The sequence below is a fragment of the Aliiroseovarius sediminilitoris genome (assembly GCF_900109955.1).
GTDB classification, from domain to species: Bacteria; Pseudomonadota; Alphaproteobacteria; order Rhodobacterales; family Rhodobacteraceae; genus Aliiroseovarius; species Aliiroseovarius sediminilitoris.
Genome location: NZ_FOJB01000001.1, coordinates 135911 through 152436, shown reverse-complemented (window position 1 = coordinate 152436; position 16526 = coordinate 135911). Strand labels below are relative to the sequence as shown.

The window sequence follows — 16526 nt, the reverse complement described above, 5'->3', positions numbered from 1 at the left end:
CCTCCCTGTCTGTGAGGCCCGGTGTCCGGGTCTCACCTTTTCTTCTTGAGGTGCCATGACAACCAAGATCGTTCACACCGAAGGCGAATCCAACACGTCGGACGCACGGCGGGTTTGGTTGAAGAAATCCATCGGGCCCAAATCCGGTCCGTTGTTGAAACGCGACGCCGATGCGTTCATGCACCAAAGCCTGTCCAGCCCCTGTGTCAGCACCATTGCGAAGGCCGACGGAATCTGGATCGAGGATATGGACGGGCGCCGCTTCATGGATTTTCATGGAAATTCCGTGCACCATATCGGTTATGGCCACCCCAAACTGATTGCCGCGATCAAGGCGCAGTTGGACGATCTGCCGTTCGCACCACGGCGGTTCACCAATGACCCGGCAGTTCAACTGGCCGAGAAACTGGCCGCGATTGCGCCCGGCGATCTTGGCAAGGTGCTGTTCACCACTGGCGGGTCGGACGCCAATGAGGTGGCGTTGAAGATCGCGCGTGCCGCGACGGGGCGGTTCAAGACAATCTCGTTCTGGGATGCGTTTCACGGCGCGGGGATGGGCGCGGCCAGCGTGGGGGGCGAGGCGACGTTCCGCAGCCACATCGCCGGGCCGCTTCTGTCGGGCACCGAACATGTCGCGCCGTTTGCCTGCTATCGCTGCCCGTATAATCACGAAAGCCCCGACGCCTGCGGATTGGCCTGTGCCAGGATGGTCGAATATGTGCTGGAGCGCGAAGGCGACGTGGCCGCGGTGATCGCGGAACCCATGCGTGCGGTGCCGTATGTTCCGCCCCCCGGTTTCTGGAAGACCGTGCGAGAGGCGTGCAGCCGACACGGCGCACTTTTGATCATGGACGAAATTCCGACCGGACTGGGCAAGACCGGCAAGATGTTCGCGTTCGAACATGACGAGATTATCCCCGACATCGTCACCATGGGCAAAGCGCTGGGCGGCGGCATCCTTCCGATCGCGGCCTGCGTGGCGCGACAGGAACTGGATGTCTGCGGTGACTTCGCCATCGGGCATTACACGCACGAAAAAAACCCGGTCACATCCCGCGCCGCCCTGACCACGATCGAGATCATCGAGGAAGAAGGACTGGTCGCCCGGTCCGCCGATCTTGGCACCTACGCGATGCATGTGCTTCAGGATCGTCTTCAAGATGTCCCGATTGTCGGCGACATTCGTGGTCGCGGTCTGATGTTCGGTGTCGAAATCGTCGAAGACCGCGCCCTGAAAACCCCTGGCAATGCGAAGGCAGAGCGGATTTATTACGCCTGTCTCGAAGCGGGTCTGAGCTTCAAGATCAGCCAGGGCTGTGTGTTGACCCTGTCGCCCCCGCTGACCATCGCGCGCGATGATCTGGACCGCGCGCTTGAGATTGTGGTGACGGCGATCAAAGACGCGGCATGACTGCTCAAGTCGCCTTGATTGTTTTGTCGGCTGCTTTCCTGCACGCGCTGTGGAATGCCCTGGTAAAAGGGGCAGGGGACAGGGTGATCATGCTGGGCATGATGGCCTTGGGGCATGTGGCCTTTGCCCTGACCTTCATCGGGTTCGTGCCCATCCCGGATCCGTCAGCATGGCCCTTTATGATCGCGTCCGTCGCGATTCACTGGCTTTATTTCTATTTCCTGAGCGTCGCCTATCGTCTGGGTGATCTGAGCTTCATTTATCCCGTGGCGCGCGGCTTCGCCCCGGTTCTTGTCGCGTTAGGCGCGCAGTTTTGGGTGGGCGAAACGCTGCCTTTGCAGGCGTGGATCGGCATTTTCAGCGTCTCGGCAGGGATCATGTTTCTTGCCCAAGGCGCATTCAGCGCGACGATTTCCAGAAACGCACTTTTCGCGGCCTTGGCGGTTGGAGGCACCGTGGTAGCCTATACGTTGGTCGATGGGTTCGGCGTGCGAACTTCCGGCAGCGCGCTTGGCTATATTGGCTGGCTGTTCCTGTCGAAAATCCTGATCGTTCTGTTTCTGTTTCCCTCCCGCTTGGACCGGTTGCGCGCGCAACCGCCCAGAATGCTTTTGATCGGGTTCATGGGGGGTGTGGTGTCTGGCACCGCCTATGCGCTGGTGCTCTATGCCAAGACAATCGCGCCGCTGGGCATCGTGTCCGCGCTGCGCGAAACTTCGGTGATCTTCGCCGCCCTGATCGGCGTTCTTTGGTTTGGCGAAGGGCCGCGGGCACGGCGTCTTATGTCGGCAGCGGCTGTCGGGGCCGGGATCATCTTCATCGGTTTGGTGCGGTAGCCCGCACCCTAATCGGCAAAAACCACGCCCTTGGTTTGCGCGCGCAGGCGTGGGTCGCGGGATTTGATCAGCACGTCGCGGCCTTCCAGCACCTCGAAACACCGTTCCAGCGTTTCACCCTCCAACCGCTGCATTGCGTCCTCGGTATAGAAGGTCAGATGTGGCGACAGGATCACGTTGGGGTGGTCAAACAGCACGCTCATCGGATGGCCCGTTTTGCTCAGGGGTTCCTGACTGAACACATCCAACCCCGCTCCGGAAATCCAGCCCTCGCGGATCGCCCGAACAAGGGCAGCTTCGTCCACAATCGCACCGCGAGATACATTGATCAGAAAGGCGGAGGGCTTCATCGCCCGCAGCTCCGCCTCGCCAATCATGCCACGGGTGTCATCGTTCAGAACTGCGTGGATCGTGACGAAATCGCTTTGCGTCATCAGGTCAAGCAGGTTGTCAACTTTCGTCACACTCAGCCTCGCCATTTCCGCCGCCGTGGTATGTGGGCTGTAGGCGATCACATTTGCCCGGAACCCCAGCCCCGCCATGCGCGCCATGCTGCACCCGATCTTGCCAAGCCCTACAATCCCGACGGTCTTGCCGGCGATGTCCGACCCAAGCCATGTGGGTTCGGGCCACGCCCATCCTTGAGATGTCATATGGGTGTTAAGCGTGGCCAGTTTCTTGGCCAGCGCGATCAGCAAGGCAAAGGCACCTTCGGCCACCGTCTCTTCCGCATATTCCGGCACGTTCACCACGGCCACGCCCGCGTCGATGGCGGCGGGAATGTCGATAGCGTCAATGCCGACACCATATTTCACGATGCCTTTCAGCCGGGTCGCGTTGCCGATCATCCGTTTCGTGATCGGCGTGTAGCACATCAGGATCAGATCGGCGTCGCGCGTTGCCGCCAACATCACATCCTCAGTAACCCCACCCGGCAACAGCACCAGGTCATGACCGGCCGCAGTCAGGTCTGCGTCCAGTTTCGGCGTCTGAAGCTCGCTGTCCGTCCGCACGATTTTCATGGCGTATTCCTGTTATATTTAACCTGTTGAAAACACTACCTGATACCACGATCATAGGCCAATGCGAACAGACCTGTTTCGTCGGATCAGGCGAGGTGTTGCTTTGTCGGCGCGGTGGACCCAAACTATGGGCGAAAGATGCCTGCGTGAAAGGACATATCATGTCATCCTGGCTTCCATCCCTGATCACGGAAACACCTGAGCAAGGCTATGAGATGGCTGTCAAACTGGCACGTGTTGCGGTCAAGATGACCCAACCCGATGACGAAGCCCGCAGTCGAATGCGCCCCGAATATGCAGAGGACGCCGAGGCGTTGATCGCGGTCAGTCAGGTGGTCGCAACTCATTTTGCCACGGTCGCTGCGGCCAATGATTACTGGCGGTAAACACGCTCAGGCCGAATCCCTTTGGCGACCAGATGGGCATGCTCCGGCAAGTGTGTCACGGGCAAGGTCGATGGTCCCAGCGACCATGGCTTGCGCAAATGGCGCGTCGACGGGAACCAGAGGTCCATCATAATCCTGAAGGCGGGCGGTTTCATTTACCAAGGGCGGCACGCTGCCTTGCCAGGGCCGGCCCTGACGCAATCCAAACGCTTCAACGGTCTTGCCGGGATGACGTTCGAACTCGCCGCCGCCGCCTTTGATTACCGTCAATGCCTCCCACCCAAGAAGCTGTGCCGCGTCGGCCTGCAACAGCCGGTATGATGGATGAAACACGCCCTGAACGCTTGCCACGGCGCGACCGGGGTTCAGCATTCTGCACACTGTGTTTACACATGACCGGAGTCCAAAAGCATCCCGCAGATTGAGCAGTGCAAAAAGGCGTGGGTGAATTATCTCGAGTGGCAGATAGGCAATCTGTCCGTGGTCAAGCGCGGATGCCGCGTCGTCCAGAGTGGTGCAGAAGGGGATGGAAAGCACGTCCAGTCCGGCACGGACCCGTGCGTCGGGCTTGTTCCAGCCGTGCAGCAAAACGCGCGTTTCGTTCTGGGCGATGGCCTTCGCAGCGTGAAGGAACCACGGCGCACCACGCGTACGCCCCGCCGCATAGCATGGCCAATCGAGATCGGCTGCCGGTCCCGCAGGCAAAGCATCCTGCGCTGCTTTGGAAAATCCTGCAATCTCGCTTGCGGTTTCGCCTTTCATCCGCATCAGCATCAGGATGGCGCCAACGGCCTCGGGCGGACCTTCACCGGACAGCATCAGCGTCATGGCGCGATAGGCTTCGTCCTGCGTCAGAGATCGCGCACGACCCGGACCACGCCCCAGAATTCGCACATATTCCGCCAAGCTCATTCGGTGGCCTCCCTGATTGATGCGCGGTCAGTACTATTGTCAGCCCCAGCCGACAGATCGTGCTCAGACCAACATTGAAACATGACCAGAGTAAAGCGCCGGGGCCAGACGGATCAAGTGGCGCGCGACACATAGTTTTGTCATTGCCGCATTGCTAAGTCATTGATCTTGAATTGGCCGGGTTTTTACTGGCGCACTAATTTTTCCATTTGCGGCTCAAAGATCTTCCATCACATTGCCGCAACCGGGAAGCTGCCATTGATCATCCGCACAGAGAAAGCGCGCGAGAGAGCCCATCCCTACCGAATGCTGCGATGTGCTGGAACGCCTGTTTTAGTGAAAGTCTCGACTTGGAAACAACCGTTTTGCCTGATCACGTGGATGCATCGCACGAGCCGGATAGCGTGAATTTTTCGGAGTATCATCGGCACGGGAGCCTTCGGTGGTCAGGGCTTCAGGTTGTGGGTGGCCCAGTTCGGTCAGTTTATGTGACAGATCCTGCACCTCCTGCGCGATCAGATGCACGACAATCCCTTCGCGCTGCAGGTAGCCTGTGACGCGCAGCAACCGACCGCCCATGACAATGCGGCGAAACTGTTCATAGACCTTAGGCCATACAACTACATTGCTGACTCCGGTTTCATCTTCCAGCGTTAAGAAGATCACGCCAGAGGCTGTGCCGGGGCGTTGCCGGGTGATGACGAGGCCGCAAACGCTATACCGCCCCAAGGCAACATCTTGCAAAGACGCATGTGTGATCAGGCCAGGAAGCGCGGGGCGCAGCAGTTCCATCGGGTGAGCACGCAGAGTCAGGCGGGTGGAAACGTAATCTTCCACCACCTCTTCGCCCAATTGCATGACCGGCAATTCGACCTGTGGTTCATGGATATTTTCCCCGTCAATCGGATTATTGAACAGAGGAAGAGGCGTGGGGCTTTGGATGGCCTTGACCTGCCACAGCGCATTGCGCCGCATGAGCCCCATATCGGAAAACGCATCGGCCTCGGCCAGGCGCCTCAGGACATTGGGGCGCACCCCCGCACGCAGCCACAGCGCCTCGGGGTCGGGGTACCCATTGCCGCGCGCCGCCACGATCCAGCCTGCATCCTCTTCTTTCAGCCCTTTGATCTGGCGAAAGCCAAGCCGTAGCGCCAAGGCCCCATCGGGGCGCCGCTCCAGCGTGTTGTCCCAGTCCGAGTGGTTGACGCAAATGGGCCGTGTCTCGACCCCGTGCTCACGCACATCCCGCACGATCTGGGCAGGCGCATAGAACCCCATCGGCTGAGAGTTGAGCAAAGCGCAGGCAAAGATCGCCGGGTGGTGACATTTCAGCCAGGCCGAGACATAGGCTAGCATGGCAAAGGCTGCCGCATGACTTTCAGGGAAACCATAATCGGCAAAGCCCTCGATCTGGCCGAAGCAGCGTTCGGCCACGTCCGAGCGATAACCATTGTTCAACATACCGGCGATGAATTTCTCCCGGTATTTGCCAATCGTCCCCATGCGCCGGAATGAGGCCAAAGATCTACGCAGATGATCAGCCTCTTCAGCGGAAAATCCGGCCCCGACCATCGCGATTTGCAAAGCCTGTTCCTGAAACAGAGGCACACCGAGGGTGCGTTCGGTAACCTGTCCCAGCGCTGGCCCAAAGGGTTCTGCGCTTTCTTGGCCGTTACGCCGCCGGATATAGGGTTGAACCATATCGCCCTGAATGGGACCGGGACGGACAATGGCGACCTCAATCACGAGATCATAAAATTCACGAGGCCGCATTCTGGGCAGAAAGTTCATCTGCGCCCGGCTTTCCACCTGAAAGACGCCAATCGCATCGGCCCGGCACAGCATGTCATAGGTGGCTTCATCGTTTTGGGGGACCGAGGCAATGCTATGTGTTACGTTGTCGTGCTCTTGCAGCAAGGCAAAGGCTTTGCGAATGCAACTGAGCATGCCCAGCCCCAGCACATCCACCTTGAGGATGCCCAAAGCGTCAATGTCGTCTTTGTCCCAGCAGATCACGGTGCGATCTTCCATCGCGGCGTTTTCAATCGGGGCAAGCTCATCCAGCCGCCCACGAGTGATGACAAAACCTCCCACATGTTGGGACAGGTGGCGGGGAAAGCCGATGATCTCGCCAATCAGACGGATGGTCTGCATCAGGCGGCGATCCTCGGGGTCAAGGCCAAGCTCGCGAATGCGCTTCAGGTCGACACCGCCATTGGTCATACCCCAGATTTGCCCGGACAGTCCTGCGGTCACATCCTGGCTGAGCCCCATGACCTTACCGACCTCACGAATGGCAGCGCGGGTGCGGAAGTGGATCACTGTGGCGCAGAGCCCGGCGCGGTGGCGACCGTATTTGCGATAAATCCACTGGATGACTTCTTCGCGCCGTTCGTGCTCGAAATCCACGTCGATATCTGGCGGCTCACCCCGATGTTTGGACACAAAGCGTTCAAAGACCATTGCAATCATATCGGGGCTGACATCGGTGATGCCCAGAAGATAGCAAAGAATGGAATTGGCCGCAGAGCCGCGCCCCTGGCACAGGATGCCCTCTGATCTGGCGAATTGAACAATGTCATGCACGGTCAGGAAATAGGCAGGGAAGTTCAGCTCTTTCACAACGGCCAGTTCCTTTGCCATCAACTCAAGCGCCCTGTCCGGCGGGCCGTCGGGGTAGCGGCGCTTCAACCCCTCCTTGACCAGGCGTTCCAGCCGGGCCTGCGGGGTTTCCTCGCTCGTTTCCTCATGCGGGTATTCATAGGACAGCTCGCTCAGATCAAAACTGCACCTGTCGGCAATTTCCAAGGTTCGGCGCAGCGCCGCCGGATGATTTCGAAAGAGCCGCGCCATGTCCGCTCCGGCCTTCAGGCGGTGTTCGCCATTGGCCAGCGCGCGGGTGCCGATCTGATCAATGGTGATACGCTCGCGCATGCAGGTCAGCACATCGGCAAGCTGGCGACGGTTTGCGCGGTGCATCAGCACATCGCCCACCGCCACCATCGGGGCCGAGGCTTTTTGCGCCGCCTGCGCGCAGGCATTGAAATAGGCTTGATCGCTCCCATCATAACGTGGAGCAGCGCCCAAAAAGACATGGTTGGGGAACTGCTGACGAAGCCTTCGAATATCGGGTATAGCCTCATTCAAACACCCCTGTGGCAAGGCGATCAGGATCATGCCCTTGCAGGCTGTCATCATGTCTTTGGTGTGAAGAATGCATCCGCCCTTTTCCGTACGTCGCTTCCCCAGGGTCAGCAGGCGCGTCAGGCGTTTGTAGGCGGCCCGGTCGCGTGGCAGGGCGATCCATTCGACTGAACTGTTCTGCAAGACGAGCCGAGAGCCCACTATCAACCTAGGCAGCGATGCAGTGTCGGGCTTGGTCAGCGGATCACTCTGCCCAATGATTTGCCGGGATGAATTGTCCACCCGCTGTTGCGAGCGTATCTGCACCGCTTCTTGTCTTTCGAGTTTAAGCTCCTTCAGAGCCGACCAGGCCCGCACCATCCCTGCGAGCGAATTACGATCCGTGATAGCAATGGCCGACAAGCCCAGTTCAGCCGCCCGTACCACCAGTTCCTCGGGGTGGGAAGCCCCGGTCAGAAAGGTGAAATTCGTGGTGACACAAAGCTCGGCATAGTCCTGCCCCTGCATCCGGGCTGCCAGCATGTCGTGCCGGAACGGCTCGATCGGGTGGTGAGTGCGGTTGACCTCGATCATGCAAACTCTCCCTGCACGAACCAGCCCGGGTTTTGCGGTGTGTGAAAAAGCCAAAGCCGCCGCCCCTCACGCGTTTCCACGCGCCAGTAGTCACGCAGGCCCGAGCGCCAGTTGTCATCCTCCAGCCACCATTCCGGGGCAATGCGTTCCGGGCCGGTCACCCGACCTGTGGTCAGAGCCATTCGCCGCCAGCGAAATTGCGCGGGCGGGCGTGCACCAGCTCCGGAAATCGGCTCTGATGGAAACAGGAGGATCGGGCGTGTGTTAGAAAGGTTCCAACCACTGGCAGGCTCTGAATAGGCCGCTGGCGCAATGATGAAACTCCGCTCCGGGATGTGGCTGTCAGCGGGAAGGAACCGCTGGATGTTCTCCAATCCGATCCGTGTGCCGATCCGGGAAATCAGGTCATCCAGCTTGCCTTTTCCACCATCCGAGGCATGGCTGATCTGTTGTACTGGCAGGGGGTCGATCAGCGTGGCTTCAAGCCTCAGCTGGTCAATACCAAATCCCGCATCAATTTCTGCCAACCCTCGTTCAAAGAGCGGCAGAATACGCTGTGGGTCGCGCAAGGGCCGGACCAGGCGCAGCTCAACCTGCTGATGACCCTGATCAACCCGGCGCAAAGAGAGGCACAGTTTGCGCGCGCCGACCTCATGTGTTTTCAACTTCGTGCAAAGCTGAGCCAAAAGCCGTTCGGCACCTGCCATCACGTCTGACAACAGACCAATCGGTTCGGGCAATGTCATCCGCACGGCGTAATGCGGCGGTGTTGTCTGTGGCGATATCTCTTCGGGCTGTGCGCCCAGGGCCTGATCCAGCCGCAACAGCAGGCCAGGTCCAAACCGGCGGGTCAGCGGCGCGCGCGCGGCCCCGACCAGATCGCCAATGCTGCGCAGCCCCAGGCGTTGCAACGTGATCGACATGCTGTCTTCAATCCGCAAGGCCGCCACTGGTAAGGCTCTTAGGGCGGGCAGCGTATCCCTGCTTGAGGCAATTCCCTCGCCATGATGCGCTAGGGCCCAAGCCGCCCCGCGCGTATTAGCACAGCCGATTTGCACCGATAATCCCGCTCGCATCAGGCGTGTGCGCATATCGGCCAGCATGGGGGCTTCTCCTCCAAACAGATGCGCCGAGCCGGTGATGTCCAGAACCAACCCATCCTTCCCCTCCAACCCCACCCACGGGCAATAGCGCAGCGCCCAGCGGCACAAGATGCGTAGAAATTGTTGATCTTTTTCGATCTCCGCCTCTCGACTTTGCAGGCTTGGAAAAAAAGCGCGCGCATCCGCATAGGGCATGCCCTGATGCAAGCCTTGTTTCTCTGCGGCAGCATTCAGGCAGTAGATCCGGTTGGAATTTTGCTGTTTCAACGTCAGGGCAAAGGGCCCTTCGATCGGGCACTGGCGTAAAACCCGGTCACTCGCGAGCCGGGGAAACCACAGTGATACGACGCGACGCTGTATCCCATCGAACATGCCAGACACCCATTGTTCCTGTTTTGTTCTTAATAAGCTCCCACTTCTGGAGTGTCGAGTCTTCAGGGTCGAAAACGGGGGTGCAGCGCCAACGCGTTTCCGCCGCATGACTTCCCATGCCTTCGGGAATAATGGCTAGCCCTGTGGACATTCCATCTCGCGTTGCCAATTGCAGTCGCCGCCCCTCTGTTAATCCCAAGGGCTTGTTGAGTTGCACGACGACCAGTGAAACCGCCTCCGACCGCAGCGCCTCTTCAGCAATCGCAAGCGCTTCTGTTTGAGCCCTCGTGTTACAAACCGTCAGTTCTGAGGGTTCCACGAAATCTGCAAACCCGGTTGGGTTGATCTGAGCGCTATCCCAGCTTTCACGAACCCATATCGTATGGCCACCCAATCGTGCCGCGAGCGCAAAGGCAAACACATACGCGCCCGCGCCGCAAACCTCATGTGTGCGGGATCTGGCGGGAGGGAAAAATGGAAGCTCGGCATGTTGCATGGGGAGAATGTAGCGAGAAACACCGGGGGCAAACAATACCGGACCTTGGTACAGCTGTGGCGAAAGCTTACTTTGTCTAAGGTTTGTGGCTGCTGCCATCGCGAGATGCAGCGGCGACAAATCTGACAAGGAGGAAAGCGCGGGCAGGTCTCGGTGCTATGGGGATTGTGCGTTAAGGCTGCATCGGTTGAAGATGGTCCCATCTTTTCGGACAGGTTTGCAGCATTTCTAAGGTGTATCGGGTTTAAGTCTCATGCTGCGTGTCGTTGCTCCAAGCCTGCCCAATATACGTCATCGGGCGTCTGCCGACCAAGCGCGGAATGGGGGCGTTTGGTGTTGTAGAAGGCCATCCAGCCTCTGATGATGCAACGGGCCTTGCAGCCGTCGTCGATTTCTTCGAGATAGATGGCCTCCTGGTTTAGTGACCGCCAAAGGCGTTCGACGAAGATGTTGTCGAGGTATCTGCCACGCCCGTTCATCGAGATGGGACCAGGCAATCTATTCGGGAAATGGTGAGTGCAGAAGGTGTTAGCCCTTTCTATCATAGTGCGATCCAGCCTTGAGGCGCTTACTTTTCAGGCAGGAATATTGCAAGCGGCAATCCGCAAATCACAAAGTCCTCTATTTCGCACTACTTTTGTGAAGATAACGTATCACATTCCGTCACACCACCGCACTCCAAGTCTGGGATAGAGATGGGGTAACGGCCATAGCAAATTGGCTTTATCGTTATTTACAATGTCTTGAAAGGTTTGAATGGCGCTCTGGGGAGGATTCGAACCCCCGACCCCTTGATTCGTAGTCAAGTACTCTATCCAGCTGAGCTACCAGAGCGCGGTAGGCGGGGATTTAGCGGTCCAGCGCCGGGTTTGCAAGGGGCAAATTGGGAAAACCGGAAGTCTTTTCCGTCGTTCTTCGGGCAGCGGAGGTACCTGTGATAATGGGAATGCTAATATGGCTAACCGGACCAACGCGCCATAAGTTCGTCGATCTGCAACGGCTTGCATTCTTCCCCTATGGTTGCGCGAATCGCGGTATCTGACAGTTTTGGTGCCGCGTCTGGCTGTATGACGTCGTCTATCGCCGCAAAGGTATTGCGTGCGCGATTATGGGGGTGGTTGGGCGCTTCCTGCAAGGACAAGACCGGGGCGCAGCAGGCGTCGGTTCCTTCAAGAAGCTCTGCCCATTCATCGCGGGTTTTCTGCTTGAAACGGGCGGCGAAACAGGTGCGCAGGACAGGCCAGCCTTCGACATCCATCTGTGCGGGCAAGTCGGCATCATCCAGCCCCAGTCGTGACAGAAGCTCTGCATAGAATTTCGCCTCCAGCGCGCCAACCGACATGTGCCCGCCACAGGCGCATTCATAAACGGTGTAGAAGGGAGCGCCGCCATCCAGCAGGTTTGCCTCGCGCGCGTCCGCCCAGATCCCAGCACCGTGCATGGAATAGATCATCGCCATCAGATGCGCCGTGCCATCGGTGATAGCGGCGTCCACCACGTTGCCTTTGCCCGTTTCGCGCGCCGCATACAACGCCGCCAGCATTCCAGCGACAAGATACATGCCACCACCGCCAAAATCGCCCAACAGGTTCAGGGGCGGCACAGGATGTTTGCCTCCGATGGCATGAAGCGCGCCAGTGATCGAGATATAGTTGATGTCATGTCCGGCCGCCTGCGCCAGCGGGCCGGATTGCCCCCAACCCGTCATGCGTCCATAAACAAGCCGAGGATTGGTGCCCGAAAAGCCAGCCGGGCCAAGCCCCAGACGCTCCATCACGCCGGGGCGCATCCCTTCGATCAGCATGTCTGCGCGGTTGATCAGGTTGCAGGCGGCGTTGCGATCAGCATCGTCTTTCAGGTCCAGTTCAACAAACCCGCGTCCTCGGTTCAGCACATCGACCCTTTGCGGGACCAAGGGTTTGAGGTTCGGGCGCTGGATGCGCACAACATCTGCCCCCATATCTGCCAGCCACATCGCGGCAAAGGGGGTCGGGCCAAGACCTTGAATTTCCACAACCCTGACGCCGTGAAGCGGGCCGTTTGCAGCAACCTTACTCATCAATCGCCCGTGCAATCAGTTCCTTCATGATCTCGTTCGTGCCGCCATAAATCATCTGCACACGGGCGTCGGCATAGAGCCGGGCAATGGGGTATTCCATCATGTAGCCATAGCCGCCGAACAGTTGCAGGCATTCGTGCATGACCTCGTTCTGGACCTCGCTGCCCCAGTATTTTGCCATCGAAGCGGTGGGCGCATCCAGCGTGCCGTCGATCAGCCGTGCGATCCCGTCATTGACAAAACTGCGCAGCACTTCGGCCTTGGTTTTGCATTCGGCCAGCTTGAACCGTGTGTTCTGGAAATCCATCACTCGTTGCCCGAAGGCTTTGCGCTCTTGTGTATAGGCGATGGTCTGTTCCAACGCGAAATCAATCGCACCAAGGGCTTGAATGGCAATGAGCAGCCGTTCCCACGGCAGTTGCTTCATCAGTTGATAGAACCCTTGCCCCTCTTCCGTGCCCAACAGATTGGTCTGGGGTACTTTCACATCCTCATAGAACAGTTCGGATGTGTCATTGGCTTTCATACCCAGCTTTTTCAGATTCTGACCGCGCTTGAAGCCCTCGCATTGGTCCGGTTCGACAACGATCAGGGACATACCTTTTGATCCAGCATTCCGGTCGGTCTTGCAGACGGTGATGATCAGGTCGGCGGCTTGTCCGTTGGTGATGAAAATCTTCGACCCATTGATCTTGTATTGGTTGCCGTCCTTCTCGGCGCGGGTGCGCACGGCCTGAAGGTCTGACCCGGTGCCCGGTTCGGTCATGGCAATAGCGCCGACAATCTCGCCCGACGCCAAGCCGGGCAGCCAGCGCGCCTTTTGTTCGTCCGTGCCATAGGCGGTGATGTAGTGGACCACGATGGACTGGATGCCATAGCCCCAACCACAATCGCCCGTGCGTGCCTGTTCATAGATGACGACGCTTTCAAACCCCATGTCTCCCCCTGCGCCGCCGAAGTCTTCGGGAATGGCACCGCCCATGATGCCCGCTTGCCCGGCGGTGCGCCAAAAGTCGTGGTCAACGATGCCTTGGTCGACCCAGCGTTCGATGTTGGGTGCCAGTTCGTCTGCAAAGAAACGGTTGGTCATATCAGCAAACATGCGGTGTTCGTCGCTGACCCATGCGGCGGATGGTGTGAAAAGTGACATGATCGGCTCCGACATTTATAGGGTTTTCGTCAGTATATCCCACCATGATTTGTTAAGGCTGGTAACGTCGCGTTACAAAGGCTAGAGGAGCTACAGGATCATTTGTGCAATTGCGCGACAATCCACTGCAAACCGCTGAACCGTGTCGGTTTTGCGTGATTTGTCTGCTGGGATCGCGTATCTGAACAAAAAAAGATGTTGAACGGAGATGGCAGTGAGCATTTCTCGGGTGGATTTTTGTAAACTGGCAGCCTTTGGTGTCGCAGCGGCGACAGCCACGCCGGCCGTGTCCGAGGTTGGGACGCTGACGTCCAGCTATACGATTTACGGGACTCCCGGTCTGATCGCGATGCCGACTGCCGAGGCCGCCGCTGACAGCGAGTTGGCATTCACCTATTCGCAGTTCGGACCGAATGCCAACGGCACGCTGAGCTTCCAGATCACGCCGCGTCTGTCAGGCAGCTTCCGCTATGCCAAGATTTCCGATTTCCACCCTGTTGTCGGGGATTACTTCGACCGGAGCTTCGATGTCCGATATCGGGTTCTGAACGAAAGCAAATATTTCCCGGCCGTGTCCGTCGGGATTCGCGACTTTATCGGCACGGGTATTTATTCCAGCGAGTATATCGTTGCCACAAAAACCATCGGTGATCGTTTGCGCGTCACGGGTGGTCTTGGCTGGGGCCGGATGGGCAGCTATGAACCAATTGGCGCAACCGGCTCGCGCCCCCCATGGAATTTTGGCCAAGGCGGCACACTAAATGCCAGCCAATGGTTCAAGGGCGATTTCGCACCATTTGCCGGTGTGTCCTATAAGGTGAACGACAAGCTGACTCTGAAGGCGGAATACAGCTCGGACGCTTATGTTCAAGAGGTGGCGGCAGGGATAATGGAGCATAAGTCTCCGTTGAATTTTGCTGTGGACTATCAGGTATCACCGGCCATTCACCTGAATGCGTTTTACCTGGCTGGTGATACGATCGGGGCAAGTGTCGTTATCCGTCTGAACCCGCGTCAACCCATCGCCCGTTCGGGGAACGAACGTGCACCTTTGCCCGTCAAACCACGACCATCGCGCAGCAACACCGAGGCCTGGAGCACGAGTTGGATTTCTGATCCGACCAACGAAACAGGCATTCGCAAAGCTGTCGGGGATGCGCTGAACAAGGACGGGATCACGCTGCAATCCCTTGCGTTGGGTGCCACGCGGGCCGAACTGAAAGTTGACAACAGAAAATTCTATTCCCCGGCGCAAGCCGTTGGGCGCACTGCACGGATATTGACCCATGCCCTGCCGCCATCAATCGAGACATTCGTGATAACGCTGGTGGACCGGGGGATTCCGCTGTCCACGGTCACCATGCGCCGCAGCGATATTGAGCGGCTGGAACACGCCCCCGCGACTGATATGTTCCAGCGTGTCTCGATCGGCGAAGCAACACCGCGTGCGGTGCGCAATTCTGAACTGGCTTATCCCGAAAGCCGGTTCCGCTGGGCTTTGGCCCCCTATATGGGATTGAGCTTCTTTGATCCGGCCAGCCCCATCCGCGCAGATTTCGGCCTGAAACTGAGCGGGTCTTATGAAGTCGCCCCGAACATCTTCTTGTCCGGGTCGATTTCGAAAAGCATCTGGGGCAACCTGAGCGAAGATTCGGATGGCAGCTCCTCGGCGCTTCCACCCGTACGGACGCAGGCCGGGCGGTACGCGGCAGAAGGTGATCCGGCGATCTCTCATTTGACGGCGAGCATGTATGGTCGCCCCGGCAAGAACCTTTATAGCCGCGTGACCATTGGTTATCTTGAAAGCATGTTTGGCGGGGTCTCGGCCGAAGTGCTGTGGAAACCGGTCGACAGCCAGCTTGCAGTAGGCGCCGAAGTTGCCTGGGTGAAGCAACGCGAGTTTGATCAGCTGTTCAGCTTTCAGGATTACAGTGTCGTTACCGGGCATGTGTCCGCGTATTATGATTTCGGAAACGGGTTTACGGGCCAACTTGACGTGGGCCGCTATCTGGCTGGCGATTACGGTGCCACATTGTCCATCGACCGGACATTTGACAACGGCTGGAAGGTTGGTGGTTTCGTGACCAAGACGAACGTCTCGGCCGAGGATTTCGGCGAAGGGTCGTTTGACAAAGGCATCCGCCTGTCGATTCCGTTTGAATGGGCGTTCGGCACACCCTCACGCGGTGCATCGAACGCCAGTTTACGATCCCTGTCTCGTGACGGCGGCGCGCGTCTGGAAGTGGATGGCCGCCTGTTCGAATGGGTGGACGAAGGCCACGGAGATGCCCTGGCGTCCCGTTGGGGCAAGTTCTGGAGATGAGCGTGAAAGTCCGTTTCACCAGACGCTCTGTGCGCGTCGCCGGGTACATTTTGGCCGCCTCAGTCGTGCTGAGCGGATGTGGTTCGGATACGGATGCGGTTGAACTGCCGAAGATCACCGCCAGTCTACTGAAAAACTCAGGCAAGCAGTTGGGTGCAAAATTGGGCGGTGGCAAAGAAGCTTCACCCACCACCGCGACGGCAGCGACGACCGATCCAAATGCCGTTGTAAGCAAAGCTTTGGCCGCAACAAAAGGGCCAATCGCCCTGGTCGTGCGGATCGAGACCAAGGCGGTCCTGGCCATCAGCCCGGTTGGACGGAATGGCGATTATGTCACGTGGGGCAGCGCCCCCGGGCAAGGACTGACCTTCCAGCGCGGGGTTCTGGCCAACACGCGCGGTCTGGGCGAAGACCTGATGGCGTCGCGCATCGATGCCGCCGTGTCGGCGATCACCGCGCGGCGCAACGCCACCTACAAGCGCGAACATTTCTATCTTGGCAATCTGGGTCAAAGCACCAGCCTTGTGCTGGATTGTTCGCTTGCGCGCGGCAAGTCGGAGCGCGTGAGTCTGGGTGCAATCAATGCGGATGCTGTTGTCATGAAGGAAAGCTGCAAGCGTGGCGAGATTTCGTTCAACAATGTCTATTGGGTAGACGGAAATGGCCGTGTCCTGAAATCCAGCCAATGGGTTGGTCAACGGATCGGCAGTCTGGCCATTCAGAACCTGCGGCTGTAACC

At 58.4% G+C, this 16526-nt stretch carries 13 protein-coding genes and 1 tRNA gene; 5 read left to right on the top strand and 9 right to left on the bottom strand.

Translation table 11 applies throughout. The annotated features are described in order from the left end of the window. Positions 1–55 precede the first annotated feature (55 nt). Together pbfA and BMY55_RS00700 are read left to right on the top strand one after the other, a co-directional pair. On the top strand, positions 56–1411 hold the full coding sequence (gene pbfA / locus BMY55_RS00705; protein ID WP_091427413.1) for a (R)-1-hydroxy-2-aminoethylphosphonate ammonia-lyase: 1356 nt from the start codon (positions 56–58) through the stop codon (positions 1409–1411). Beyond that, complete coding sequence (locus tag BMY55_RS00700; protein ID WP_091427412.1) at positions 1408–2247, top strand: DMT family transporter; 840 nt, start codon at positions 1408–1410, stop codon at positions 2245–2247. The genes pbfA and BMY55_RS00700 overlap by 4 nt, the downstream gene beginning before the upstream one ends. Before the next feature lie 8 nt (positions 2248–2255). Here BMY55_RS00700 and BMY55_RS00695 read toward each other — a convergent pair whose 3' ends face one another. Then, positions 2256–3269 carry a C-terminal binding protein gene (locus BMY55_RS00695; RefSeq protein ID WP_091427409.1) on the bottom strand — a complete coding sequence of 338 codons (1014 nt, stop codon included), beginning with the start codon at positions 3267–3269 and terminating at the stop codon, positions 2256–2258. Between the two features lie 161 nt (positions 3270–3430). On the opposite strand from BMY55_RS00695, the gene BMY55_RS00690 reads away from it, so the two are divergent. Further along, positions 3431–3655 carry a hexameric tyrosine-coordinated heme protein gene (locus tag BMY55_RS00690; protein WP_177179264.1) on the top strand — a complete coding sequence of 75 codons (225 nt, stop codon included), beginning with the start codon at positions 3431–3433 and terminating at the stop codon, positions 3653–3655. Positions 3656–3661: 6 nt separating this feature from the next. Here the strand turns inward: BMY55_RS00690 and BMY55_RS00685 are convergent, their stop codons facing one another. The 8 genes from BMY55_RS00685 to BMY55_RS00650 form a co-directional block, all read right to left on the bottom strand. After that, entirely contained in the window at positions 3662–4567 is a 906-nt protein-coding gene (locus tag BMY55_RS00685) for a glycosyl transferase family protein (protein ID WP_091427407.1), read from the bottom strand. A gap of 333 nt (positions 4568–4900) precedes the next feature. After that, the gene (locus tag BMY55_RS00680) at positions 4901–8284 is read right to left on the bottom strand and encodes an error-prone DNA polymerase (protein WP_091427405.1); all 3384 of its coding nucleotides are present in this window, start codon (positions 8282–8284) and stop codon (positions 4901–4903) included. After that, the gene (locus BMY55_RS00675) at positions 8281–9759 is read right to left on the bottom strand and encodes a Y-family DNA polymerase (RefSeq protein WP_091427403.1); all 1479 of its coding nucleotides are present in this window, start codon (positions 9757–9759) and stop codon (positions 8281–8283) included. The genes BMY55_RS00680 and BMY55_RS00675 overlap by 4 nt, the downstream gene beginning before the upstream one ends. Further along, positions 9701–10384 carry an ImuA family protein gene (locus BMY55_RS00670; protein ID WP_407638984.1) on the bottom strand — a complete coding sequence of 228 codons (684 nt, stop codon included), beginning with the start codon at positions 10382–10384 and terminating at the stop codon, positions 9701–9703. The genes BMY55_RS00675 and BMY55_RS00670 overlap by 59 nt, the downstream gene beginning before the upstream one ends. Positions 10385–10506: 122 nt before the next feature. Then, complete coding sequence (locus BMY55_RS00665; protein ID WP_177179263.1) at positions 10507–10734, bottom strand: integrase core domain-containing protein; 228 nt, start codon at positions 10732–10734, stop codon at positions 10507–10509. A gap of 278 nt (positions 10735–11012) precedes the next feature. Next, positions 11013–11089, bottom strand: a tRNA-Arg gene (locus tag BMY55_RS00660). Positions 11090–11213: 124 nt separating this feature from the next. Further along, positions 11214–12314: a CaiB/BaiF CoA transferase family protein gene (locus BMY55_RS00655; protein WP_091427394.1), complete on the bottom strand. Its 1101-nt coding sequence runs from the start codon at positions 12312–12314 to the stop codon at positions 11214–11216. Next, complete coding sequence (locus tag BMY55_RS00650; RefSeq protein ID WP_091431875.1) at positions 12307–13464, bottom strand: acyl-CoA dehydrogenase family protein; 1158 nt, start codon at positions 13462–13464, stop codon at positions 12307–12309. The genes BMY55_RS00655 and BMY55_RS00650 overlap by 8 nt, the downstream gene beginning before the upstream one ends. A gap of 214 nt (positions 13465–13678) precedes the next feature. Here BMY55_RS00650 and BMY55_RS00645 point away from each other — a divergent pair, with 214 nt between their 5' ends. Together BMY55_RS00645 and BMY55_RS00640 are read left to right on the top strand one after the other, a co-directional pair. Next, a complete protein-coding gene (locus tag BMY55_RS00645) occupies positions 13679–15787 on the top strand; it encodes a YjbH domain-containing protein (protein WP_245744613.1) in 2109 nt (702 codons plus the stop codon). Continuing rightward, positions 15784–16524: a YjbF family lipoprotein gene (locus BMY55_RS00640; RefSeq protein ID WP_177179262.1), complete on the top strand. Its 741-nt coding sequence runs from the start codon at positions 15784–15786 to the stop codon at positions 16522–16524. Before BMY55_RS00645 ends, BMY55_RS00640 begins: the two co-directional genes overlap by 4 nt. The last annotated feature ends 2 nt before the right edge of the window (positions 16525–16526 follow it).